20 protein-coding genes are annotated in these 24536 nt (G+C 46.6%); 4 read left to right on the top strand and 16 right to left on the bottom strand.

The window, feature by feature from the left end:
- Position 1 precedes the first annotated feature (1 nt).
- The 7 genes from addA to ACN0W5_RS01385 form a co-directional block, all read right to left on the bottom strand.
- Positions 2-3481: a double-strand break repair helicase AddA gene (gene addA / locus ACN0W5_RS01415; protein ID WP_417452481.1), complete on the bottom strand. Its 3480-nt coding sequence runs from the start codon at positions 3479-3481 to the stop codon at positions 2-4.
- On the bottom strand, positions 3478-6582 hold the full coding sequence (gene addB / locus ACN0W5_RS01410; protein ID WP_417452480.1) for a double-strand break repair protein AddB: 3105 nt from the start codon (positions 6580-6582) through the stop codon (positions 3478-3480). The genes addA and addB overlap by 4 nt, the downstream gene beginning before the upstream one ends.
- A 3-nt stretch (positions 6583-6585) precedes the next feature.
- The gene (locus ACN0W5_RS01405; protein ID WP_417452479.1) at positions 6586-7323 is read right to left on the bottom strand and encodes a nucleotidyltransferase family protein; all 738 of its coding nucleotides are present in this window, start codon (positions 7321-7323) and stop codon (positions 6586-6588) included.
- A gap of 88 nt (positions 7324-7411) precedes the next feature.
- Positions 7412-7903, bottom strand: a complete 492-nt coding sequence (tsaE, locus tag ACN0W5_RS01400) for a tRNA (adenosine(37)-N6)-threonylcarbamoyltransferase complex ATPase subunit type 1 TsaE (protein ID WP_417452478.1) — start codon at positions 7901-7903, stop codon at positions 7412-7414.
- Positions 7900-10392 carry an ATP-binding protein gene (locus tag ACN0W5_RS01395; protein WP_417452477.1) on the bottom strand — a complete coding sequence of 831 codons (2493 nt, stop codon included), beginning with the start codon at positions 10390-10392 and terminating at the stop codon, positions 7900-7902. The genes tsaE and ACN0W5_RS01395 overlap by 4 nt, the downstream gene beginning before the upstream one ends.
- A 211-nt stretch (positions 10393-10603) precedes the next feature.
- Positions 10604-11899, bottom strand: a complete 1296-nt coding sequence (ahcY, locus tag ACN0W5_RS01390; protein ID WP_417431119.1) for an adenosylhomocysteinase — start codon at positions 11897-11899, stop codon at positions 10604-10606.
- Between the two features lie 166 nt (positions 11900-12065).
- Positions 12066-12962 carry a LysR substrate-binding domain-containing protein gene (locus ACN0W5_RS01385; RefSeq protein WP_417452476.1) on the bottom strand — a complete coding sequence of 299 codons (897 nt, stop codon included), beginning with the start codon at positions 12960-12962 and terminating at the stop codon, positions 12066-12068.
- A gap of 125 nt (positions 12963-13087) precedes the next feature.
- Here ACN0W5_RS01385 and ACN0W5_RS01380 point away from each other — a divergent pair, with 125 nt between their 5' ends.
- A complete protein-coding gene (locus tag ACN0W5_RS01380; RefSeq protein ID WP_417452475.1) occupies positions 13088-13792 on the top strand; it encodes an ureidoglycolate lyase in 705 nt (234 codons plus the stop codon).
- A 25-nt stretch (positions 13793-13817) separates the two neighbouring features.
- Here ACN0W5_RS01380 and ptsP read toward each other — a convergent pair whose 3' ends face one another.
- The 8 genes from ptsP to ACN0W5_RS01340 form a co-directional block, all read right to left on the bottom strand.
- Positions 13818-15584 (bottom strand): phosphoenolpyruvate--protein phosphotransferase, encoded by a 1767-nt coding sequence (ptsP, locus tag ACN0W5_RS01375; protein WP_417452474.1) that lies wholly within the window; start codon positions 15582-15584, stop codon positions 13818-13820.
- A 109-nt stretch (positions 15585-15693) separates the two neighbouring features.
- Positions 15694-15942 (bottom strand): HPr family phosphocarrier protein, encoded by a 249-nt coding sequence (locus ACN0W5_RS01370; RefSeq protein WP_417431383.1) that lies wholly within the window; start codon positions 15940-15942, stop codon positions 15694-15696.
- A 64-nt stretch (positions 15943-16006) separates the two neighbouring features.
- On the bottom strand, positions 16007-16399 hold the full coding sequence (locus ACN0W5_RS01365; protein WP_299376128.1) for a PTS sugar transporter subunit IIA: 393 nt from the start codon (positions 16397-16399) through the stop codon (positions 16007-16009).
- Between the two features lie 225 nt (positions 16400-16624).
- On the bottom strand, positions 16625-17524 hold the full coding sequence (gene rapZ / locus ACN0W5_RS01360; protein ID WP_417452473.1) for an RNase adapter RapZ: 900 nt from the start codon (positions 17522-17524) through the stop codon (positions 16625-16627).
- Positions 17525-17567: 43 nt separating this feature from the next.
- Positions 17568-18020, bottom strand: coding sequence for an HPr kinase/phosphorylase (locus ACN0W5_RS01355; RefSeq protein WP_417452472.1), 453 nt, complete (start codon positions 18018-18020; stop codon positions 17568-17570).
- Entirely contained in the window at positions 18021-19673 is a 1653-nt protein-coding gene (locus tag ACN0W5_RS01350; protein WP_417452471.1) for a stimulus-sensing domain-containing protein, read from the bottom strand. It abuts the gene before it with no gap.
- Between the two features lie 38 nt (positions 19674-19711).
- Entirely contained in the window at positions 19712-20212 is a 501-nt protein-coding gene (locus ACN0W5_RS01345; protein WP_417452470.1) for a hypothetical protein, read from the bottom strand.
- Positions 20213-20305: 93 nt separating this feature from the next.
- Positions 20306-21004 carry a response regulator transcription factor gene (locus ACN0W5_RS01340; protein ID WP_299376147.1) on the bottom strand — a complete coding sequence of 233 codons (699 nt, stop codon included), beginning with the start codon at positions 21002-21004 and terminating at the stop codon, positions 20306-20308.
- Positions 21005-21349: 345 nt separating this feature from the next.
- On the opposite strand from ACN0W5_RS01340, the gene ACN0W5_RS01335 reads away from it, so the two are divergent.
- The gene (locus ACN0W5_RS01335) at positions 21350-22369 is read left to right on the top strand and encodes an NAD(P)/FAD-dependent oxidoreductase (RefSeq protein ID WP_417452469.1); all 1020 of its coding nucleotides are present in this window, start codon (positions 21350-21352) and stop codon (positions 22367-22369) included.
- A gap of 121 nt (positions 22370-22490) precedes the next feature.
- Here the strand turns inward: ACN0W5_RS01335 and ACN0W5_RS01330 are convergent, their stop codons facing one another.
- Positions 22491-22709, bottom strand: coding sequence for a cold-shock protein (locus ACN0W5_RS01330; RefSeq protein WP_417453113.1), 219 nt, complete (start codon positions 22707-22709; stop codon positions 22491-22493).
- A gap of 398 nt (positions 22710-23107) precedes the next feature.
- Between ACN0W5_RS01330 and ACN0W5_RS01325 the strand changes: the two genes are divergently transcribed.
- Both ACN0W5_RS01325 and ACN0W5_RS01320 read left to right on the top strand, forming a co-directional pair.
- A complete protein-coding gene (locus ACN0W5_RS01325; protein ID WP_417452468.1) occupies positions 23108-23890 on the top strand; it encodes a HugZ family protein in 783 nt (260 codons plus the stop codon).
- A 107-nt stretch (positions 23891-23997) separates the two neighbouring features.
- Positions 23998-24438, top strand: coding sequence for a hypothetical protein (locus ACN0W5_RS01320; RefSeq protein WP_417452467.1), 441 nt, complete (start codon positions 23998-24000; stop codon positions 24436-24438).
- The last annotated feature ends 98 nt before the right edge of the window (positions 24439-24536 follow it).

Genomic DNA, 24536 nt, shown 5'->3' with positions numbered 1-24536 from the left:
GTCAAGGTTCATATTCAACAAGAATGTTATCCGGTAAGTGCATCAACCGGGCTTCGTCTGTCCAAAGCAGATGTGCTTCTACTTGATAATCCGGGTAAATTTGCCTCAAAACCGTACGATACGCCGCCATTTGGCGCAGATAGGAACGGTGAACATTTTCGACTTTTTTAGGCGGTGGGCGATTGGTTTTATAGTCGATAATTTTTACTTTATTGTCCGTTATGATTAACCTGTCCACCTGCCCGGAAATAACTTCAACATCCCCATCGCGATGAACCAACCCCACAACAGGGACTTCTGCCCGGCTTCCTTCACCAAAAATGTCCTGATAATCCGGATGATTGAGAACAGACAATGTTTCCGTCAATAACGTAGTGACCTGATCAGGATCTAATTCATGTAATGGTGATTCCAGATATCGCCGCCCCGACAATTCCCATTTTTCTTTAGGTAAATCCGGCAGTGTTTGTAAAAGACGATGGATGATCCGCCCTCGCTTGAACCGTGAGCCATCGTCTTGTCCCAGAGGCGAACGTACAGGCGGTTCATCATCTTTTGCTCTGGATGGGGCGAGAGGTCTTGGCGGAACTGGTTCCTGATCCGGATCGACAGACGCCCATAACGGTAAGCTTCCATCAAAATGATCAACAACCGCTTCTTCTTTACCCGCTTGGATCTGAACTTCCTGCGCATTCTCCTGAACACGGCCCATTGCGTCCCACATGCCAGCCGGATCTTCGGGAAAAGAAAACTCGGCCTCTTCGCCATGTTCATTCAGAGCCGCTTGCGCCAAGGCATACCAGCTATCCTCAGACGGTTCACGCGCGCCCGTCCAGCCACAAATAATCAAACGATCCTCGGCACGGGTTAAAGCCACGTACAAAAGTCGCCGGTATTCCCGCAGGCCTTCTTTGCGAATCTGATCTCGGGCAGAAGAAATGATTTCTGTATTCATCGCCGTTCGTGGTGACCATACAGGAAGATTACCTTGTTCTTTTAACCAGACAACACCCCGATCAGCCTGTGGTATCTGTGTTGTATCCGGTAAAATAACTACTGGAGCCTGAAGACCTTTGGATCCATGCACGGTCATGATACGTACCGCACCACCACCCTGTTCAAGGTCACGTTTGATTTCCTGATCACCAACTTCCAGCCAATGCAAGAAGCCCTCTAGCGACGGCGTTTCTTCCCGTTCATAGGCAAGTGCAAGAGAGAGGAATTCTTCGATAGGATCACGCGCATCAGGCCCCAGTCTGGACAAGAGCATTTTCCGTCCGCCCAAAGAACCAAGAATATGAGAGAATAGTTCAAAAGGCGGCGTATAGTCGGCACGGGCCAGCAAGCCATTCAAAAAACCAGAAGCACGGGCAAAGATATCATCCGATTTCGCTCTATCCCGCAATCGGGACCACAGGCTACCTTTGCGATTATACGCCAGATCGAAGAGCTGATCTTCATCCAACCCAAGCAACGGTCCCTTCAAAACTGTGGCCAGCGTCAAATCGTCTTCGGGTAACAACAAAAAGCGTCCCAATGCGACAAGATCCATCACCGCCATCTGGTCGGTCAGCACCATCCGGTCCACCCCGGAAACAGGCACAGCTAAAGTTTTGAGTTCGCGCACCAGTTCTTCAACAAAAGCATTACGACGGCGAACCAAGATAAGAATATCACCGGGATCAATACGCCGCCCCTTCGACGGTAACTGACAGACGGGATCATCAATTCCAGCTTCGGCAAGGGTCCAGTAATGGATACGTCGCGCCAACACACTTGCCAACCGTGCCCGGGATTCCATTTCCGCTTCTTGTGCTAGCGGTAGAGTCCACGGTGTGTCTTCAGTCGCGCCCTCACTTACCATCAACGGCCAAAGTTCAACGCGCCCAGCTTGCCCCAACCGAACTGGTTGATGTTTGAGAAGATCTTCATGAAAAGAAACGCCATCTGCTGCCGAGGGATAAGAAAAAACCTGATCAACAGTTGAAAGTACCGACGGTGTCGAACGAAAAGACACATCCAGACTAATACGTTGCCATTTTTGACGGGCGATCTCGACTCGTTTCTCAAAATGTTCGCGCATTTGCTCGAACTTTTCTGGATCAGCTCGTTGAAAAGAATAGATGGATTGTTTGACATCCCCCACAGCAAAGATCGTTCTGATGTCTTCTCTTGCACCCTCGCCGTCAAAGAACTCATTACAAAGTGCGGAGACAACTTCCCACTGTTCCGGGTTGGTATCCTGTGCCTCGTCAATCAGGACATGATCGATGCCACCATCAAGCTTAAAGAGCACCCAAGCAACGGCCCGTTCCCCCTTTAAAAGATCACGAGTTTTCAGAATAAGATCGTCGTAATCCAGAAAGGCACGGGTTTCCTTATAGCGCTCGTACCGTGATAAAATAGCAATGCCCAAGTCAAGCAGCGACGATGTTGCTTTCGCAACACCAATTGCGTTGAGCTTCTCGTTCAGCCGAATTAGACGTTCGGCTTCATCCATCAAGATATCCGGCAATTGTGGCAGGACGGATAACGCGCCTTTTGTTGCTAATCGACTTTTGATGCTTCCAGCTTGTGTGAAAAAGATCGTCCTGTAATCACTGTATTTTTCTTGCCTTACATCTGATGGACTCTCAATCCATTTTTTAAGAAGATGCCCACGTTCTTGATCAGATTTTGCGCCTTGCAAAAGAGCATCCGCCGCGTGAGAAAGCTGTATCGTGTTGAAAGCGCCATCGTCACACGCTGTGCTTAAGAGATCTGTTGCATTACTGTCTGGATCAACACCAAGAGTTTCGTAAATCGTCTTCTTAAGACCTAGCTGATCGCCGTACTGATCCAGAAGATCTGAAATTCGCCCACGCTCTCGGATAATTTCCTGTACTAGCGATCCAAACGATTGTTCCTGAGTATAGGCCGTGATGCATTCCAATGCGTCAGTAACAGCCTGTTCACTCAATCCTCCACGGCCAGAGAGAACATCTTCACGGGACCTGAACAGAAGTTCTTCTGCAGAACGATCATCAAGGATTTGAAAATTCGGGGCCACTCCAGCTTCCAGAGGAAATCGTCCCAGCAATGATTGGCAAAAAGCATGAATTGTCTGAATCTTCATACCGCCAGGCGTATCCAAAACCCGCGCAAACAATCGCCGTGCTGTCTGCAATTCATCCTGCGTCGCACTTCGACCAAACAGCTTTTCAAGCTCTTTGACAAGATCATCTTCAGGAATAGTGGACCAGCCAGCCAGCTTGTCAGACAGACGGTTAGCCATCTCAGCGGCAGCCGCCTTGGTAAAGGTCAGCGCCAGAATTTTCCCCGGTTCTGATCCACTCAACAGCAAATTCAAAATACGATCGGTCAGAACTTTTGTCTTACCTGCCCCCGCAGAGGCGCCCACCCAAACAGATGTGGTTGGATCTGCCGCCTGTCTTTGCTCATTGGTTGCTTGCCGGAGGATATCATCAATGCTTAGCGTCATAAATCTCCCTCCCCACCTGTGGACCACTCTTTAATACGCGCCAGATGCTCAAAATCATTATAGACAAGGGCTTGATTAGGTCTGGGTCGCGCAGCGTAGGGTGTTTCCTGATAATCAAATTCAGCAATCAGGTCCTGTAAGCCTTCGATGGCAATTTTTGCAATCTGCCCAGCACCTTCTTTTGCGCCGCGCTGACCCAGTGCATTTTTATTCTCACCCGCCGGATCACCACCCGTTAACCGCCAATAAAGTAATTCTTTAACGTCATCAGGCAGGATGCCAAATCCGCCTTCTATCGCAATGGCGGCTTCCAAAGGCAGTTGTGGGGAAATCCCCTGCAACACATTCTTGGCACTTGGAACTGTTCCCGTTTTATAATCGAGTATCGCCAAGCCACCTGTTGCCAATTCATCGATACGATCTGCCTTGGCCGTCAAGGTAAAGTCCCCCGCTGGTCCGTTCAGAACAAGCTTACCAGTGACCTCAACATGGGATTTGGAAACCAGTTTCCGACGCAGGATTTCTTGTTCCACAAACCACTTGGCAATACGCTGAAACCGTGGCCACCAGAAAGACCAGATACCAGGACGGTCTTTAACCGCAGCAAATACACCTTCCCCAATGATGAGAAGCTGCTGCTCTGCGTTTCCAGGTAAAGCATCCGGATATTGCTTGAGAAATTTTTCAAGTGCTTCATGAATCAAGCTTCCCTTATCTGCCCCAGATGGATCTGCATCCAGAAGATCAAGCTTTCGAAGCTTTAATATCTTTTGAGCATAAAGTGCGTAAGGATCCCGCATCCACGTTTCAATACGGGTGACCGAAAGGTTTCGGGGGCGCGCGGAAACTGGCGGTGTCGGTGCCGGTGCTTTTATCTGGATGCGCGTTTCCGGCAGATCCATTGCCTCTGCCCAACCTAACCACTTCTTGGCATCCTTCTGTAAAAAGCCCCGAAGGCCTTTACCTTCCAACAAAGCTTCAATACGAAGCAACCAACGCGAGGGAACCGTTGGTGCTCCCTCTACCTTTTCTGATCGGGTTAAGAATACTTCTGGCGCACAAAAAGCCTGAACAAAATCCTGCGCAGATAATCCGACCTGCTGCTCAGGTTGCGGCAGCCCAAAATCCCGTCTCATCGGGCGGCTCATCCATGGGCCGGGTTTTGCCTCTGCCGGCCAACTACCTTCGTTCAAACCGCCTAGAACAACCACATCAGCATGCTGTAAACGAGCTTCGATTGCCCCCAAAATACTCAACCTCGGATGCGCCCCAAAAGGGGCACGCACAGCGCGCCCCACCATAAGAGCTGCAATTAATTCAGGATATCGGCGTGGAGATACATCAGGAGCATCACCTGCGGCTTCTCGTAAATCAGCAACAAACTCTGCTGTTGCGCTACCGTCATCCCCGGCCCAAAGCCTCTCTGCCCCGCTTTGCTCATCTGTAGAAGCCAGAAACTCGGCAAACTCAATATGGGAATCAAGTAAGGCGCGAAAAGATTGTGTGCCCCCCCGAATATGATCATCAAAAACCTGCCCCGCCGTGATAAGACGCTGTAGCAGACCCTGAATTTCATGACTGTCTTCAACATCGTCTCCAAGGGCTGCCATTAGCCCTTCAAGTCCCGATGCAGGACGAACCCCGCGAAGTACCGTAATTTCAAGCTGTCGAATAATTCGTTTAAAAACACCGATCTGCATACCCGCAGCACAAAGTGGATGTTTCATTGCCGATAGGAAAGAAATTGGCGACAGCCCAGACACCATCATTTCGGCTGTTAGCCGCAAAAAAACTGCCGGGGCAGCTTCGGGCAAAGGAGAGCCCGCAGAATCATCAATTGTAATCGACCAGCGTTCCATCTCTGCCGTAACCCGGCGAGCGAGGTCTCGATCCGGCGTAATCAAAGCAGCTGTTTTCTCGGGTGTTTCCAGAACTGATCTTAAAATAAGGGAAATGGCCAAAGCCTCTTCACCCGGTCCCGGACAATCCAGTCGAGATACCTTTTCAAGCGATTTCTGGAATATCGAAATATCCGACTGTTCTATATATCTTTGCCATTGCGTAGTTGCCTGTGCCGGACGCATTGCCATATGCACAAAATCAACCCGCGTTTCCGGTGCTCTGTTTTTAAGCTCAGACGTTCCCAAATCAATTTCACCTGAATCAGCTACATCAGCATCATAAGGCCAGGGCTGTAAATGAGTTCTCTGGATGTCCAAACGTTTTAGTAACCGCGCCAATCCATTTTGGGGATGCGAGCTATCTTTCAAAAACTCACGCCAGGTATCATCGTCTGCTGTTGTGTCAACGCCTGGCAAGATTACAACACCTTGTGGGCATTTGGAAATAACGCCAATTAAATCGGCGGCGGCAGGAATGGACCCTGTTGAGCCCGCAACAATGAGGGGGTGATCCGGGGGGCATTGTCGCCAAAATTCTGCCTGTCCTTCCAAAAGACGCCGCCGTCTTTCTGCCGGGCCAATACCACCAGTAGCCTCTTCGACTGTCGGCCAAATTTTCGTTAAAATTTCAAGAAATTCCAACGTAATCTGCCAATGCACAGCATAGTCTTCGGGCACTAGATCAGATAACTCGGTAAAGCTCAGACCTTCGGTTTGCACCTGATCCAGAAAACGACCAAGCTCTCCGGCAAGACGAACCGCCTGATCTTCCGGGATAATATCCCCGCCATTTGCCTTGACCTGTGACACCGACCATTTCAATACCAGCTGGCTCAATAATAACTGACGCCTTAAGGATGACAAAACAGGTGGAAGATCAAGATCCTGACCAATAGCCACGTCAGCGGCTGACATCAACAGCTCGTCTGGGTCTAGATCGCCCAACGGCAACATTCTCGGTAGCATCATGGCTTTGCCATCAGACGCCCGTAAAAAAGCCTGTTGCAAACTTCGACAAGCGCGTCTTGTCGGTAAAAGAATCATTACCTTGGAAAATTCCAAAGGGTTGCCACCCCAGCGCGTTAAAATTCCTTTGGCCAATGCGTCAACAAACGATGCATTCGACGCGACAGAATAAACTTCTGTTACAGCCTCTCTCACCGCAGAAGGTTCTGTATCAAAGGGAAGCTCAAAAGTCATTATCTAGGTACCGTCGAATTTGGATGCCGCAGGCAACATGTTTTGCAAAAGGTCTTCTACTTCACAAAGGCCTTCCGGTGTGCCAACATGAAACCATTCCCCATCATGCTCTAAGCCGCATAACCGATTAGATGCCAAAGCTCTATCAAAAATTTTGTTGAGAGAAAAAGACCCTTGAGGCGCATCAACGAAAAGTTTTGGATGCAAAATTTGAATACCTGCATATACGTAAGGCGCAGCGGCCGCCTCTCCTCGGCGACTTAGTTTTTGGTGGGTTTCCAGAAAAAAATCACCCGCACCTTCGTATCCATAGGCCTTGGATTTTGGATGCACCAGAAGCAACGCATCCATCACATCAGGATCCCAAAAATTCATAATGCGCTTGATCGCTGCGTCAGTACCATCAAGCCAACAAACATCACCGTTCACGACAACAAAGGGATCGTTCCCCAAAAGAGGAAGCGCCTGCGTAACGCCCCCCCCCGTCTCAAGAATTTCATACTCTTCAGAAAAAATTATCATTGGGTCATCGTAGGCCTCAACAAAATTTTGAATTTGCTCTTTCAGATAAAAGCCATTCACCACTATTTTCTGAATGCCTGCCGTTCTCAACTTCGCAATGATACTTTCCAGCATTGGCACCCCGAGAACAGGGACCAAGGGTTTGGGAATCGTCTCTGTTATTGGTCTCATCCGCTTGCCAAAACCGGCAGCCAATATCATCGCATTTTTTATTGTCATCGGGGTTACTATGTCCTGCCTATCAACCAGATCAATCCTCGATCAAATCACACTTAAAGAAAATACCAGATTTAAGAGAATGCCGAGTTTAAGAAAATAAAGGAGCTAATCGTTCTCGCCATTTGAGATCACCCAAAAGTTTCAATGACCTTGCGGTTTCCCCCTGCCCGTAAGACAGCTTTACCTGTAAATATCCACGCGGCATCAAAAACCCTAGTTTATCGGGCCATTCGATAAGTGAAATGCCTTCGGCAAAAGCTTCTTCTATACCAAGCTCATAGGCTTCTTCTGGATCTTCAAGTCGATAAAGGTCAAAATGCCAAATCTGTCGCTCAGCCCGCTCATATATTTGAACCAAGGTAAAAGTTGGGCTGGGGACTTCCTCTATTTGCTCCATCCCATCCATTGCTGGAAAAGCATTAATCAAGGCGCGGGAAAATGCTGTTTTACCAGCACCAAGATCCCCATCCAGAGCCAAAACATCACTCTCTTTTAGAAATGGTGCCAGACGGTGTGCAAAGTTCCGGGTTTCATTTTCATTAGCAAAGGCAATCTCGCCAATCAGGTTCTCTGCTATCACGATGTCTGTTCCTCTGCCCGGGATTGACCGTCCCCATTCGCCTCAATACCCGTCTCTGTCTCAGCGGCTTCTTGATCTTGAGCATTTTCCCGGTTTTCGGTATTTGCGTTAATTGTATCGGAAACAACTTTGCGAATTCCACCCGGTTTTTCCGGATCTTCAAGCAATGGGATATGGCAAGTTACTCTGGTTCCCTCATTTATTTCGGATTCAATTTCAACCCAACCACCGTGAAGCTCCACAAGGCTTTTAACAAGAGACAGACCAAGTCCTGCACCCGCCTGTTTTGCGTGTCCTTCACCGCGTTCAAATTTATGGAAAACCCTTTCTTGATCTTCCTGGTTGATGCCAACACCATTGTCTTTTACAGAAATACGCAGTTCATGATCACGGCTTGCGGTGATATCAACTCTTTCCCCTTCAGGTGAAAACTTAAGTGCATTCAACAACAGATTATATAACGCTTGCGTCAAACGGCGTTCATCCACCAATACAAAGCCAATATTGTCATCACAGACTATATTCACATCTATATTCCGATAACGCGCTCTTTCATGCCCGATTGTGTGAAGGTGTTGCAGCATATGCTCGACCTTAACCTCAGCAAGGTCAAGATGCAGATAACCTGCTTCAATAGTTGCCAGATCCAAAATGTCATTGATTAACGCCATCAACCGTTGCGATGATTCAACGATAGCCTGACTATATTCTCTCTGTCGGCTGTTAAGTTCACCAAAAAATTGATTTTCAAGAATTTCAGCAAAGCCGACAATCGCATTCAGCGGCGTCCTCAGCTCATAAGAAACATTGGCAATAAACTCTGTTTTCAGTTTATCCGCCGTCTCCAGAGCTTCATTTTTCTCTAGCAGAGCGTGCTCCACAGTAACGGAATCTGTCACATCAAGAAATGTCAACAAAGTCGCACCGTCTGGCAGCATAACTTGCGCCCAGTCAAGAACAACACCATCAGCCCGGAATTTACGACCAGATCTGACCTCAGGCTCACAAACACGCGCGACCATCATTTCCAGTTGGCTGTCCCAGTCTTCACCCTTAACCTCAAATAGATCTCTGCTCTGTTGAACAACATCCCTGACATGTGGTTCGCTATTGAGGAAATCTTCGGGAAGCCTCCAGAGCTGGGCAAAGTTAGGATTGTACAACTTCAAACGCCCGTCAGCACCATACACCACAACAGCTTCATATAACTTGTTCAACGTTTCACGTTGTACCGCAGTAAGCGTATTATACGATCGTTCCAAAGCAAGACGATCTGTAACGTCTTCGACCGTTTCAAGCACCCCACCAAAAGGGTGCGCAGTTGCAACAGACCGTAGCGTTGTTCCATCGGTAAGATGTAACAACTCTTCAACGGGTTCGATCATCGTACGATAATCGCGGAGCCTCTGTTGTTTAAATTCTGGAAAATTCGCGTATTCTGGCAACCTGCGATTTTCACGCATCGTGTCTAAAATCTCGCTTAAATGCGGTTCCGATTTCAAAAAATCTTCATTCAATTTAAACAAGGTTGCATAGGCTGAATTAAAGAAAGTTAGACGTTCATCAGGGCCAAATATTGAAATGGCTATGCCCAGATTTTCAAGAACCTGAGCATGAGCACTAATATGCCGTCCGAGTTTGTTTTCAGCTTCCTCTAGGACCGTTTGATCAACTGCAAACCCCAACAGCGTTTTATCATCCAACTTTCTTTCACTAAATTCCAAAAGCCGCCTTTCGCCTGCGATAATTGCATGATGCTTATCACAAGCAATTTCACCATTATCGAACGCCTGTCGAGCAAGGCTGTGAGTTTGGGAAACCTTTGACCGATCAACCAGTTCTATATTTTTCTGAACAATATCTTTTTGTTCTGCTTCAACAGCATTAGCGTAGGCTTTGTTGCAATAGGTAATCGCAAGCTTATCATCGCGCATCCAAACCGGGATCGGTAAATTTTCCAACAAAGAAGAAACATGGCGTGATTCTTCCGCCGCTGTTTTTGCCTGCCTTTCAAGATCACTAATATCTGAAAACCAGACGACGTCTGTAATCGGCGGGTTGCTTATCGCAGACTCAATACGCTGTCCATTTATACGATAGGTTCGACCCTTCGATCGCAGAGTCAACGTAAAGGCCTTCCCTTGATCTGTTAGGCTATCAAAGGCCTCTGTCAGTGTGTTGGCTTCACCTGTTCCCCGTTGAAAAGCAATTGAGATTGCATTGAAATCAATCTCTCCTTTATCAAGGCCAAATTCACGCACAACGCCAACACTGGCCCGTGTCTTTTTGTCATGGTGGGAATAGGTGACGCATCCAAGTGGTGCCGCCAGAACCGCTGCGCGATCCAGTGACGATTTTATCTGTAGATCTTGGAGTTTTTGCTTAAGCAGCTGCCAACGATGACGATATGCAAAAACAATTAACCCCGACCCAAGCAGGATAATGAGAGTAAGAAAGAAACCCGGCAGGTAAGCCGAAAATGACGACACTGCGTTCCCCTCAATAAGTGCAGAAAATCCATATTTTGTGTTGGATTTTTTGAAGCGCCAGAAAACCCTTATCAAGTGTAATAAGTTTACCCTGTCAAAACAAGGTGTTGAACGCAATCAGGGGACACAGAAATTAATCTGCATCCCCTGAAGACAACGTTTCCTAGCTGTCATGGCGAAAAAGCTCGCCAATCTAACCATAATAACGCAATTAGTAACGGTAGTGATCCTGTTTGAAAGGACCTTCTACTGGTACGTCAATATAATCAGCTTGTTCTTGTGTCAGTTTAGTCAGCTTAACACCTAGTTTCGCAAGGTGAAGTATTGCAACTTTTTCATCCAGCGCTTTAGGAAGGACATACACTTTGTTCTCGTAGTTCGCTGAATTTTCCCATAGCTCGATCTGCGCAAGAACCTGGTTTGTGAAAGATGCTGACATCACAAAGCTTGGATGGCCTGTTGCACAACCAAGGTTAACAAGACGACCTTCGGCAAGAATAATCAGACGCTTACCATCTGGGAATTCAACTTCGTCAACCTGATCCTTCACATTGTGCCAAGGGTAGTTACGAAGGGCAGCGATCTGAATTTCAGAATCAAAGTGACCAATGTTACAAACGATTGCACGATCTTTCATTTCACGCATGTGGTCGATTGTAATGATGTCTTTGTTACCTGTTGTCGTGACAAAGATATCACCGATAGGAGCTGCATCTTCCATTGTTGTCACTTCGTAACCTTCCATTGCGGCCTGAAGCGCACAAATTGGATCAATCTCGGTTACAAGAACACGTGCACCCTGTGTACGAAGAGAAGCTGCTGAACCTTTACCAACATCACCGAAACCACCAACAACAGCAACTTTACCAGCAACCATTACGTCTGTTGCACGTTTAATGCCGTCAACGAGGGATTCGCGACAACCATAAAGGTTATCAAACTTGGATTTTGTGACTGAATCGTTCACGTTGATGGCAGGTACTTTCAATGTGCCTTTTTTGGCCATTTCATACAGACGGTGAACACCTGTTGTTGTTTCTTCTGAAAGGCCACGAATATCGTCCAGAAGTTCTGGGAAATGATCGTGAACCATAACAGTCAGGTCGCCGCCATCATCAAGAATAAGATTTGGCTTCCAGCCGTCAGGACCTTCGATTGTCTGTTCGATACACCAATTGAACTCTTCCTCGGTCTCACCTTTCCAGGCAAAAACAGGAACACCCGTTGCAGCAATAGCCGCAGCCGCCTGATCCTGGGTAGAAAAAATATTACAAGAAGACCAACGAACCTCAGCACCAAGGGCAGTAAGAGTTTCGATCAAAACAGCTGTCTGAATTGTCATATGCAAACAACCAGCGATTCGAGAACCCGCTAGTGGTTTGCTTTTGCCAAATTCTTCACGGAGCGCCATTAGACCTGGCATTTCAGTTTCAGCAATTGTGATTTCTTTACGGCCCCAATCAGCTAGGGACATATCCGCAACTTTATAATCAGTAAAATCTGTCATGTACTTGGCTTTCGTTTATTGCAGTAACATAAAGAAATCTTTATGTGTTTATTTTGGCAGAAAATTAACAGCCTTGAATAAATATTGCAACCCATTTTCGAAAAACTCAGCACCCTTTAGAGTTTGCAAAATATGACTGTGCTCAACTTCATTTGATATCAATATTTTATCCGGAAATGTTGCGCGAATGACTTTTTACCCCAGCAAAAGTTCTCGCGAGTGAAACAAAAGCCTCCACAACACGCCGCTTAAGCTGACTTTTAAGGCAAATCACCATGTCACGATTACTATTTGCGAGTTCTTTGAGGGGCACAGCAACCGTTCGATCATCCCCAAGCACTTCATGTTCAAATAAAAAACCGATGCCCAAACCAACCGCAACCGCTTCTCGAACCGCTTCACGACTACCAAGCTCCAATTCATTCCCATAACGCAGAGATAATTCCTTCACGGCCTTTTCAAAGACCCGGCGTGTATTTGATCCACGTTCACGTAAAATCAACGGCGCCCCCGTCAAGTCAGACAAAGAAAGCATCTTTCGAACAGCAAAAGGATGATCCTTATGGATCAAGGCAATCATTGACTGCACAGAAAGCTCATCAATTACCAGCCGATCACTTTCAGAGCAATTCGCCGTTATCCCCACATCTGCTCTTTGTGCCAAAATATCCTGTCTTACAGTTTCTGCATTACCAAGTGTGACTGTCAATTTGATGCCCGGATACTTTTCACGAAATGCAGCAATAATATTCAACGCCGCATGAGGGCCATCGGCAGCTATTTTCAGATGGCCTTTCTCCAACGCAGAAGACGATGACAGGTAGTTTTGAATTTCTTCTTCTTCGATAAAAAACCGACGTGTTTTATCGTACAGCGCCTGACCATCAGAGGTTAAGATTGCCTTTCCACCACTGCGAATAAAAAGTGTCAGACCGTAAGATTCCTCTAAGCTCTTCACCTGTATCGTAACAGCTGGTGGGCTCAAGTTCAAAAGATTGGCCGCCCTTGAAAAACTGCCTTCTCTTGCAACAGCATCAAAAGCTCTAAGTTGGCTATGTCTCATGATGGTATCGATCCATCCTCTGAATTAAATTTTATTTAATTTATTATGTACTGAATTTAATTTGTCTTGATAAGCCTCAATTAACAAACTGATGACCAAACCTAAACATCTGTTGGGAAACTTTAATGTCTAAGCAGTCCTCTCCAAACACCACTTCAAAGGGCCATACTGAAAAAAAATCCTTTGACTACATGAACCCCACTGTCCCCGGTGAGCTTCCTCTTTTTGACATCCCCTTGGTCAAAGCAACCCCTGAATCGCTCCAGGGATTTGGAACTGTTGTAACAGATTATATGTCTCATCCCGTTGAAATCGTCCAATGGCCCGCGCAAGGTTGGCGCAAAATTGACGCCGGAACAGGTGACGAAGCCGGACACCTTGACGGTATTTTTGAATTTTGGTGGGAAGGTGATGTTCTGTTGGGGCAAAACATGGCGGTAAATGATCGCTATATTCTGGGCTGGTCAGAGCAACCGGGACAAGCATCGCGTACAAACAGCACACCAGACCGCTCTCAGCTCTTGATCTGGCACGCCAATTATCACCCCGATGGCGCACAGCTTTTTTATCCTTTGGATAACAAACCTTTTATTGCTGCTCTGGCAAAAACTGGGGATGATATGAAACCCGAAGATTGGGTTGCCTTCTATTGTGACGGATCATTTGGTCTGTGTATCCATCCGGGCATCTGGCACGAAGCCATCACTCCGCTTTCACAAAAGTCCCGGTTCTATGATAAACAAGGCGCTGTCCACGCCAGAGTAAGTTGCAACTTCACAGAAGAGTTTGGTGTTTTTCTTCGCATTCCTTTAACACCACCATCTGAATAGTCATGACGAGGCAGATGCAAAACGATTAAGAGTTGTAACGCTCATTATAGTCTTGGAGCATAATTGAAATACGCCCTGGATCGTGCTGGGTCATAATGGCCTGGGCACGCCGGGTGACATCTTCCATATTCAGTTTCAGAATTCTGTTTTTAACCCGTGGCAAAGCGTTAGAGCTCATCGAAAGATCTCGAACACCTAACCCAAGCAAGAGAGGTAAATAATCGACATCACCCGCAACCTCGCCACAGACAGAAACCGGAATGTGGGCGCGACGCGCTGCATCAACCGCAAAAGAAATCAAGCGTAATACCGCAGGGTGCAAAGGGTTATAAAGATAAGCAACCTGTTCCTCTGCACGGTCAATTGCCAAGGTATACATGGTCAAATCATTAGTACCGATAGCAAAAAAATCAGCAACCTTGGCTAGCCCATCCGCTGCCAATGCTGCCCCCGGGACCTCGATCATAATTCCAAGCGGTGGCAATGGATCAGCAATACGAATATCTTGTTTTTTTAAACCCTTTGCGACTTCTTTCAAGACTTTACGAACTTCACGAACCTCGCTGGGTGTTGTCACCATCGGCAGCAATATCCGCAAAGGGCCATGAGCGCTGGCTCTTAAAATCGCCCTCAGTTGCGTCTTTAATAGATCACGGTGTTTCAACGACAGACGAATTGCACGTAACCCAAGTGCCGGATTTTGGGATTCTGTAGGATGTGTTCCCAAAGCAGAAACCAGCTTCTCCCCTCCGGCATCAAGCGTTCGGATCGTCACAGGGCGCCCCGCCATGCCATCTATAATCTCTGCCAGTGCTTCGTACTGCTCTTCCTCACTAGGTAACTCTTCTCTGTTCATAAACAGAAACTCTGTTCTTAAAAGACCAACACCTTCGGCCCCATTTGCCACGGCTTGCCCTGTTTCACGCGGCAGTTCAACATTGGCCTGCAAACCAACTCGTTGTTCGTCAACGGTTACAGCTACGACATCACGTAAGCCGGCCAAAACTTTGACTTCACGTTCAATATCTTTGAGGCGAAGCTTATAATCTTTGATACGTGTAGGGCTTGGATTGATAATAACCCGTCCGTTTGTACCATCAATGATTATAGGCTCACCGTTTTCCACACCTTTTAAAAGGCCGGGAACACCAAGAACCGCAGGCAAACCAAGCGAACGCGCCATGATCGCGGTGTGTCCCTCTGGTCCACCAAGAACCGTCGCAAAACCACCAATGTGGCTGGGGTCCATCATTGCTGTATCTGCAGGGGTAATCTCTTCAGATAGAATAACCGAATTTGGGGCCAACCCAGTATAGGAGTCCGTTTTCGTCTTGGTCAGATTACGAACAATGCGATGCCCGACCTCGCGAACCTCTTGCGATTTTGTTCGCAAGTATGGATCTTCCATGGCAGAAAACTTGCGCGCGATCTGCCCAACCTCGGCCATTACGGCCGCTTCGGCATTTTTTTGCCCCGTTTGAATGCGCGCCTCAATTCCCCCAATCAAACTAGAGCTTTTGAGCATCTGCATATGGGCATCTAGGAGGTAACCAAGCTCTTCACTTGCAGCACCATGAAAATCTTTTGATTGTCCGTGTAGCTTGAGAACCTGATTTTGCGCCTTTTCAACAGCGTCCGACAAACGTTTACGTTCGCCTGCGATCTTTGCCGTCGGAACCCGATACTCCAAAATTTGAATGTCGCTGGATTCACTGACGTAGGCAGAACCAATTACCACCCCCGGAGAGACAGCAAGACCTTCGAATATACGTTCACCGGACGTGTTGGTCACAGCCCATTCCCATCTTATAATTTAAGCAAAGCGATGAAGACTTTCGCTCCCTGATACATACTCACCCAAAAACCTTATCGAGAGAATTAACCCACAAAATTTGAGTAAATCAGTCTTCGTCAAACTTATTCGCGACCAATTCTTCCAGTGCTTTCATAGCTTCTTCGGCAGATGGTCCCTTGGCAGATAATTCAATTTCACATCCCGGGGCGGCTGCCAACATCATCAACCCCATAATGGAACAGCCAGATACGCTTGTCCCATCCTTACAAACGGTCACTTCTGCATCAAAAATCTCGGCAACTTTCACAAACTTTGCCGAAGCTCTGGCATGTAGACCCCGCTTGTTCAAAATCATCAATGTTTTGGTAAGCAAATTCTGATCCCCCCTTAAAACCCAAAACGATCGGTTTTAAGCGCGCTTAAAGAAGCTCTGAAGCGACGTGTATGTATTTACGACCTGCTTCCTGGGCTTCTAAAACTGCTTCCTTCATAGGTTTTGTTTCACGCAGACCAGCCAGCTTAATCAAAAGAGGCAAGTTAACACCAGCAACGACCTCAACATTGGCCTTATCCATAATAGATATGGCAAGGTTAGAGGGGGTACCACCAAACATGTCCGTTAGAATCACAACACCACTACTATCCTCTACCTTTTCAACAGAAGAGATAATTTCCTGACGCCTTTGCTCCATATCATCCTCAGGACCTATACACACAGTTTCTATCTGTGTCTGTGGTCCAACAACATGTTCCAATGCTGCCACGAATTCGAGAGCCAAGTCACCATGTGTGACCAGAACCATCCCTATCATGCCTTCCCTTTCCGCAGGCGCGTTCCCTTTATAGACGGGAAAATTAACAGTAAAGCATGACCACACACAAGGCGAAGCCACATACTAAAGGCAATTATTATCTCGAAAGAGAGTATTTAGGGGTTTAACAACGGTAAGAACATCTTAGCGATTGACCGTTCGGCAGCATTTCTAACTATTTTCTCGCCCATTGGTTACTTTGATGCTCGAGATTACGAATAGGGATTATTTATACCGATCAGGCTCTTTGTCCATATCTCGATGCGCAATAATGATTTGCGGCCATACATCATCTAGCTCTTTACCTAACCATTCAGTTAAAGCAACAGATCTGTGACGCCCGCCAGTACAGCCTATTGCTATGGTCAGATAATTTTTACCTTCTTGCTGATAGCGCGCCAAAAGAGGGATTACCAAATCCTTTAAGTGTGACGCGAAGCTGGAAAAATCAGGATCTTCACGGACGTAGTCTGATACAGCTTTATCTTTTCCCGATAACGGGCGCAGATGCGGATCATAATGAGGGTTTCGCAAGAAGCGCACATCAAACATAAGATCCGCTTCTCTGGGCACTCCGAAACGATAAGAGAAAGACATAACCTGTACGGTCATCACCCCGCTTTCTTCCAACCCCAGCAAACTTGTTAAGCTCTGCCTGAAATCTGCCGATGTGGTATCCGAGCTATCAATCGCAAAATCAGCCCGCGCCTGCAGCGGAGCAACCAATAATCGCTCGGCAAGAATACCGTCTTTTAGGGGACGATCTTCGGAAAGGGGATGACGACGGCGCGTTTCTTTAAAGCGCCGCTCAAGAACATCAACTGAGCAGTTCAGGAAAACCAGCGAAACATCCAACTCGGGCCGTTTTTTCAATTCACGAATGTGCTCTAGCAGAGGGGGCGCGGAAAAATTTCGAGATCGGATATCTATGCCAACAGCCAGAGGTCGGCGGCGCGGCTGATCACCAATGACGAGATCTAGTAAATTCAACGGTAGATTGTCAATTGCCTCAAATCCGTGATCTTCAAGAACCTTCATTGCTGTAGAACGACCCGCACCAGAAAGCCCGGTCACCAAAACAACCCTAAGAGGCTTTTCGATTTTACTCTCTTGAGAAACTGACATAGATGCTCGCCTAGTACCCGACAAATGACAGAAAGAACAATATTTACCTTACTATATCGCTTTCTGGGCGGGATATGGCAAGTAACAGCTTTGCGACAGTTGAATGATCAAAGCTGTGTAGCTGGATACAAGGGATTTCAACACCCAAGATTTTTTCTTTTCTCACGTCGGGTAATCGTTCGACTTCCCCGCGAGAAACCAGATCAACAACTAACCCTAACGGCACATCAGAACAGTAAGAGAAAGACACAATTCCCAAGCCCCTGACCTCCAGCTTTCCTGCGATGGAAGGGGGAGGAGAAGCAAGAATATTATTTCCCAATTTTGAAAGAAGAGTCTGATCATCTGATACAAGCTCGGCACGCCCGGCATCAATCATCCTTAAGGCTAAATCAGATTTTCCAGCGCCTGATTCGCCCCGAAGCACAACAGCTGTCAACCATCCGTCATTCTGAAAGGCAATCGTCGTACCGTGAACAAGTTGACTATCAGACATCTACTTCTGTTCTTCCGGTAAAGAGATAGTAAAGCGTGCGCCAAGGATGTTCCCGTTTTCATCCAGTCGATTTTCTGCAGCGATCGTCCCGTTGTGAGCTTCTATAATTTGCTTGGAAATACTTAGGCCTAGGCCAGAATGTGTGCCAAATTTCTCGCCCTCGGGACGTTCGGTATAAAAGCGATCAAAAATAGCTTCAAATTTACCTGGAATAATACCGGGGCCATCATCATCAATAGTAATCAAAACTCTTCCCTGTTCTGACCTAGCCGCCAACCGTATTTTACCATCTTGCGGGCTGAAGGTTTTTGCGTTTGTCATCAGATTACGTAAAACCTGCCCCAATCGGCCTTCCAACCCTTGAACACAAAGTTTTTGATCGTTTTTGATGTCAGTTTCAAAAACAGGACAATTTTCATCAACACGCTGGATCTCAACCAAAGCTTCCAAAAGCTTACCCACGTCAACTTCTTCCATCTTGGCGCGGGAAAGCTCTGCATCCAAACGGGAAGCATCAGATATATCACTGATAAGACGGTCCAACCGTTGGACATCGTCCATAATAATAGCCAATAATTTCTTTTGCTGTTCAGGATCACTTATACGAGAAACTGTTTCAACAGCAGAGCGAAGAGACGTCAGCGGGTTTTTGATCTCATGAGAAACATCTGCCGCAAAGCCTTCGATCGCGTCCATTCTGGCCCACAGAGCTTCGGTCATCGCCCGCAGAGCACCAGACAAATCACCGATTTCATCGCCCCTATGGGTAAAGTCAGGAATTTCGTATTCACGTCCCTTCCCATAACGCACAAAATCAGCTGCATTTGCCAACCGACGCAGCGGACGCCCGATAATTCCCGCAAGATATAGTGATAAAAGTACCGTTACACCCAATGCCAGACCACAAACCGCGAGTATATCCCGACGACGATCCTGAACCGCCTGTGTCACGACCTGCGCATCCTTAGAAAGCATCAGGGCACCGAGGACCTGACGATATCTTTGCACAGGAACAGCCATAGACAGAACAAGACGGCCCGTCGTATCCGTCCGCACCATTCCTGCAGGTTCGCCGTTCAAGGCAATAAGCACTTCGGTATAGTCTTCTGCACTTTGATGTTGCGCTTCACGATAGAGCGGCCAGTCATCATGCCCCGGGAGCCAGTTAATAATTTCTTCGTAAAACAGGATGATACGATCCATCATCCCCATGCCTCCGGGCGGCGGTAGTTCGCCGACCTCAACAGGGCCACCAACCCCGGCAAGATAAAGACTATCAGCCAGCATTTCACCACTGGTTGCAAAGATTCGGGCGCGAACACCAATGTCGTTCAGCATTGCCCGCATTAGACTGCGTGTCAGTTCAGGAACAAGTTTTTCACTCCCAACCTGACTGGCAACAACGGCGGTCGATCCTAGGCTGAGGGAAAAGGCTCGCCCCTGTATCGATAAAGCGTCTAGTTCAGATGCAATGAGGCTCAACCTGTATTGTTCCAGATGCATCAATCCGACAACCGGAATCATCAAAACAAAGCTGTTAATCAGAAGAATCTTGTGGGTTAAAGACGAACGCCATCCCCGCTTGCGCCCCTTGCGGTGCTTTTTAACGGTTTGCGCTATTTCAGCTTTTTGCTTATGGCTTTCGTCAGCCACAGTTTCCCCCAAATAACATCAAGTACACACTCAAATTATTACAGCTCAGTCAGGATTCTGGCGGCTTGATCATTCAAGCTATAGCAAGTCACCGTACCTCCGGTGGCTTGTATTTTCCAAGCTTCCAGATAACTGCCGAGATAAATCAGTTTCTCATCAGAAAAAACTGACAGGCTATCCAGATGCTTCTGGTTTCCCCGTTGCCCCCACAAGACACGGTCCGGGCGCTTCCCTTGCAGATCACAAGGGGCACCTGTTCCACCGGTTTTCAGGGCCAATCGAATTACCTTTTCTTGCTGCCGGCTCAAAGACTGCGCAGGTGAGTCATCAACAACACTCGCAGAGTTCACAAGGATAATATCGTAATCAGGCAAAACCGGGCCAGAGGTTGCCGATCCATTATTTTCACTCAAGAGCTCGGAATTACCCGTCTTTGACTTCAGTTCCGAATGTTCATTGGTTCCACCAAACAGCGTCACCAACCCAAGAACAATCAGCCCCATTCCGACAAACAAACCTACGCGTTCCATTTTATCCATTAAAAAGTTCTCCGTATCACAAGAGCCCCAAGCTCTTTTTTACAGCTAACCCCCAGTAGGATGTTGAGTAGGACGTTGTGCGGAACATCCCGCTTATTCACGATAGCGATAGCCAACACCATACAACGTTTCAATTTGGCCGAAATCGTCATCACACTCTTTGAATTTTTTCCGTAATCTCTTGATATGACTATCGATTGTTCTGTCGTCAACATAGACCGCGTCACCATAAGCTGCATCCATTAACTGGTCACGGTTTTTCACATGCCCTGGGCGTTGCGCCAATGCTTTTAGAATTAAAAATTCCGTCACAGTCAGGTTGACGTGCTTCCCTTTCCAAGTACAGAGATGACGCGACGCATCCAGCATCATTTCTCCTCGTTGGATGGGCTTTTCGCCTTCTTTACCTTCGCTCACATCCTGCTTAGCTTTTTCCCGGCGCAATAAAGCCCTGATTCGCTCAACCAGCAAGCGCTGAGAGAAAGGCTTGGTAATATAATCATCCGCCCCCATACGAAGTCCCAGGACTTCGTCAATTTCATCATCTTTCGACGTTAGAAAAATTACAGGGATCGAGTTGCCTTCACGAATACGACGCAAAAGCTCCATACCATCCATTCGTGGCATTTTAATATCAAGAACGGCCAGATCAGCAGGACTGGAAGTCATCCCACGTAAAGCTTCCGCACCGTCTGTATAGGTACGAACTTTAAAACCTTCGGATTCAAGAGCAATAGATACCGACGTTAAAATATTTCTGTCGTCATCTACCAGTACAATGTTGCCTTCCATGCCATTCCTCATTTCAAGTTCAGGGGCCGGGCCTTTATCCGGGACAGCACCCTTATTTCGCTTAAGCGAATCAAATAGTAAATATCCTGTCACATTAAGCAATGTGGCGCGTGACTATGGCAGCATTTTGTTCCTGAATGGGCACTTATGGGAAGATAATTTTTAAACTTTGGACAAAATAATCCTGATCTGAGCAAAAACAACGATCGCTTTAAGTCTTCCTTTGAAAGAAAAAACATTGCTTTGCCGTTTTTCTACTATTGAATCACCCTAAAGCTTAAATACAATGCGCCCTTTATAGAGTTATTCTAAATGCCTCTTATGGCGATCATGAGGATTATCTGTGTGAGTCAAAACATCCAGAAAACTGACGTTGTTATTATTGGTGCAGGACCAACCGGTCTTTTTTCTGTGTTCCAGTGCGGCATGCTTGGTATGAAGGCTCACGTTATAGATGCTCTAGAGGCTACAGGCGGACAATGCACGGCTCTCTACCCAGAGAAACCAATCTATGACATTCCCGGCTTTCCGACCGTGGCAGCAGCAGAACTTATCGAGTACCTAGAACAACAGGCCGCACCATTTGACCCAGTGTATCATTTAGATCAACAGGTTTGTGGCTTGGCACGACAGGATGATGAAACATGGCGTGTTACAACCTCCAAAGACACAATTATTGACTGTAAGGCTGTTATTATCGCAGCTGGTGCAGGTGCTTTTGGCCCCAACCGTCCTCCTCTTGATGGTCTTCAAGACTTTGAAGGCAAGTCTGTGTTTTATCTGGTAAAACGCCGCGAAGATTTCAGAGAAAAAACAGTCGTTATTGCTGGCGGGGGCGATAGTGCTGTGGATTGGGCCATGTCCCTACCACAAGTGGCCAAAAAAGTTTACGTCGTCCACAGGCGCGACAAGTTCCGGGCTGCTCCGGAGTCTGTTGCCAGAATGCGTGCACTGGCAGAAACCGAAAAAGTAGAGATGATTGTTCCCTACCAGCTTCACGGGCTGGACGGAACAGACGGTAAACTCTCGTCTGTCATCGTCAAGGACCTACAGGGCAATGAACGTGCCCTGGAAGCCGATATTCTGTTACCTTTTTATGGACTGGCAACAAACCTTGGCCCTATTGCAGACTGGGGGTTCGAATTGGAACGCAGCCATATTCTTGTCAATCCAGCAACTTGCGAAACCAAGCAATCAGGTATCTACGCTATCGGCGATGTCGCAACCTACGAGAACAAATTAAAGCTTATCCTTTGCGGTTTCTCCGAAGCAGCCATGGCGGCACATGCCATTCACCCAAGAGTATTTCCTGATCAGGAACTGCATTTCCAATATTCAACGTCACAAGGCGTTCCCGGAGAATAACGATTCGCTAAATTATTTTAGCGTTTAACACTTGAAAGCAAGGTACTGAGTCATACCTTGCTTTTCGACATTACCAGATGATTAACTTCGACCAAGCTTACTCCTCGGTCCTATTTCAATGCTACCCCACAGGCTGTAACAACCTGATATTATCAGCTGCCATTCGCCCTTTGCGGCTCTCGACCAATTCATATTCTACTTGCTGACCTTCAACCAGACCTGCCAATCCAGATTTCTGCACCGCGGCAAAATGTACAAATACATCTTCTTCCCCCGATTGCGGTGTTATGAAACCATATCCCTTTTGGCTATTAAACCAACGGACAATCCCTTGTTGTATCAAGATTAACTCCTTAAAAAATAAGCGGTACACCCCAGAGGTGCACCGCTTATTGTAGCTTTTCCAAACCAGTATCCCTTAATACTGGCAATCATTAACTGATGTGTCAGGATTTTCGATAAACCAAACAGCTCGATCTAAATCAAATCCCTTAAAATCAACAGCATTTCTTCGAATGATAGTTTCAATTATGGTTAATATCAATAATAGGTTGTCATTTAATACCACAATTTTGTTTTTCATAAATATTCCAAAACATTACATTATGTTTTACAAATATTTTCTTGTTCTCCGAATTGCCACTTGAACAGAGACAATCTGCGCAATTTACTTTTTTGTATTTAATTCAATGCTGTGATCATATCAGCTACACAAAATTTAGTTCAGGCGCCTCATAAATGAAAAAAATAAGACCCAATCCTAATTCAAGCGAAATAGAAAAAGCACGAAACCTTATGCGTTGGGCAAGCAAAGCCTATATCGCAACTGAGCTTTCCTCGAATACAAAGTCAACAGATGCCCCCGGCGGTAAAGCGACAACAGTCCAAGATTCACATCCCTATGCCTCGCTCTCCCTTGTTACGCTGGATCACAATGCAACACCTTACATGATGTTGTCCGATCTGGCGGACCACAGCCAAAACATGGCACAGAATCCAAAAACCGGCATGTTATTTGATGGCACAGCAGGATACAGAGACCCTCTGGCTGGTGGGCGCGTTACCCTGATCGGAACAATGCAAAAAGTTGAAGACGATCGCATGCTGCAACGATTTTTAACCCGGCACCCAGCCTCAAAACTCTATGCAGGTTTTAGGGACTTCAGCCTCTATCGGTACGATATTCAGGAAGCCCACCTCATTGGTGGGTTTGCAAAAGCAATCTGGGTATCTGCAAAAAACTTTACGTTGGATTGTACAAAATCTCAGGAACTTATAGAGGCAGAAACTTCAATTATAGATCATATGAACAGTGATCATTTAGACGCAATTAGTGTGATCGCAGAAAAAACTTTGCAGCTGGAACCAAGCAAGTGGCGAATGTGTGGTATAGATCCTGAAGGATGGGACCTACACAACGGGCACATCCATGCAAGGTGTTCATTTGACCAACTCGTTACGAATGCATCAGAAGCCAGAAATGCACTTGTAAGCCAAATCAAACAAGCAAGAGCATCCTAATAACGTATCGTTGCCAGAAATGTTACTAGCACTTGATCAAAAGAAAAGTCATATGCTCTTCACGGAACAAAGATCTATTGTCCAGACAAACTAGGGGAACAGAATAAATGACCATGATCAAAAAAATACTACCTTATTTGCTTGCGATTTTTATCGCTTATGTATTTTTAAGGTATCTACCCTTCAAATTTGCCAAGGGTAGTCATCTCTTCCAGGTTCTCGAAGATTGGAGCGGGCTTGCTTGGTTTGAGCCTCATGGCCGCTATTTAACAGGTGGTGCAGAATTGCTTGCCTGTATTCTGCTTTTCATCCCACGGTTACAATCACTTGGCGGTTTGCTTTCACTGGCTCTGATGAGTGGTGCCATTTTCTTCCACGTTTTCACTCCATTGGGTATCGACCCTTATAACGATGGCGGAAAGCTTTTCACACAAGCAGTCGGTGTCTGGTTCTCCGGCCTTATCATCATGTATCTACGTCGGGATGAATTTGTACCCCTCTTGAAACATCTGGGAACCGATCCCAAGTTTACTAAAGCAGATATGTGATTCGATCTCCAAAATTGACCACATAAACATACCAAAGCCCAACCGACAGGTTGGGCTTTTTTATTGGCAGTAAAATCTGTTACTAAGCACAACTTATT

The sequence above is a fragment of the Kiloniella sp. genome, from assembly GCF_048270245.1.
Classification (GTDB): domain Bacteria; phylum Pseudomonadota; class Alphaproteobacteria; order Kiloniellales; family Kiloniellaceae; genus Kiloniella.
Note: the sequence above shows the minus strand (reverse complement) of the source record. Positions and strands in the feature narration are given on the sequence as shown.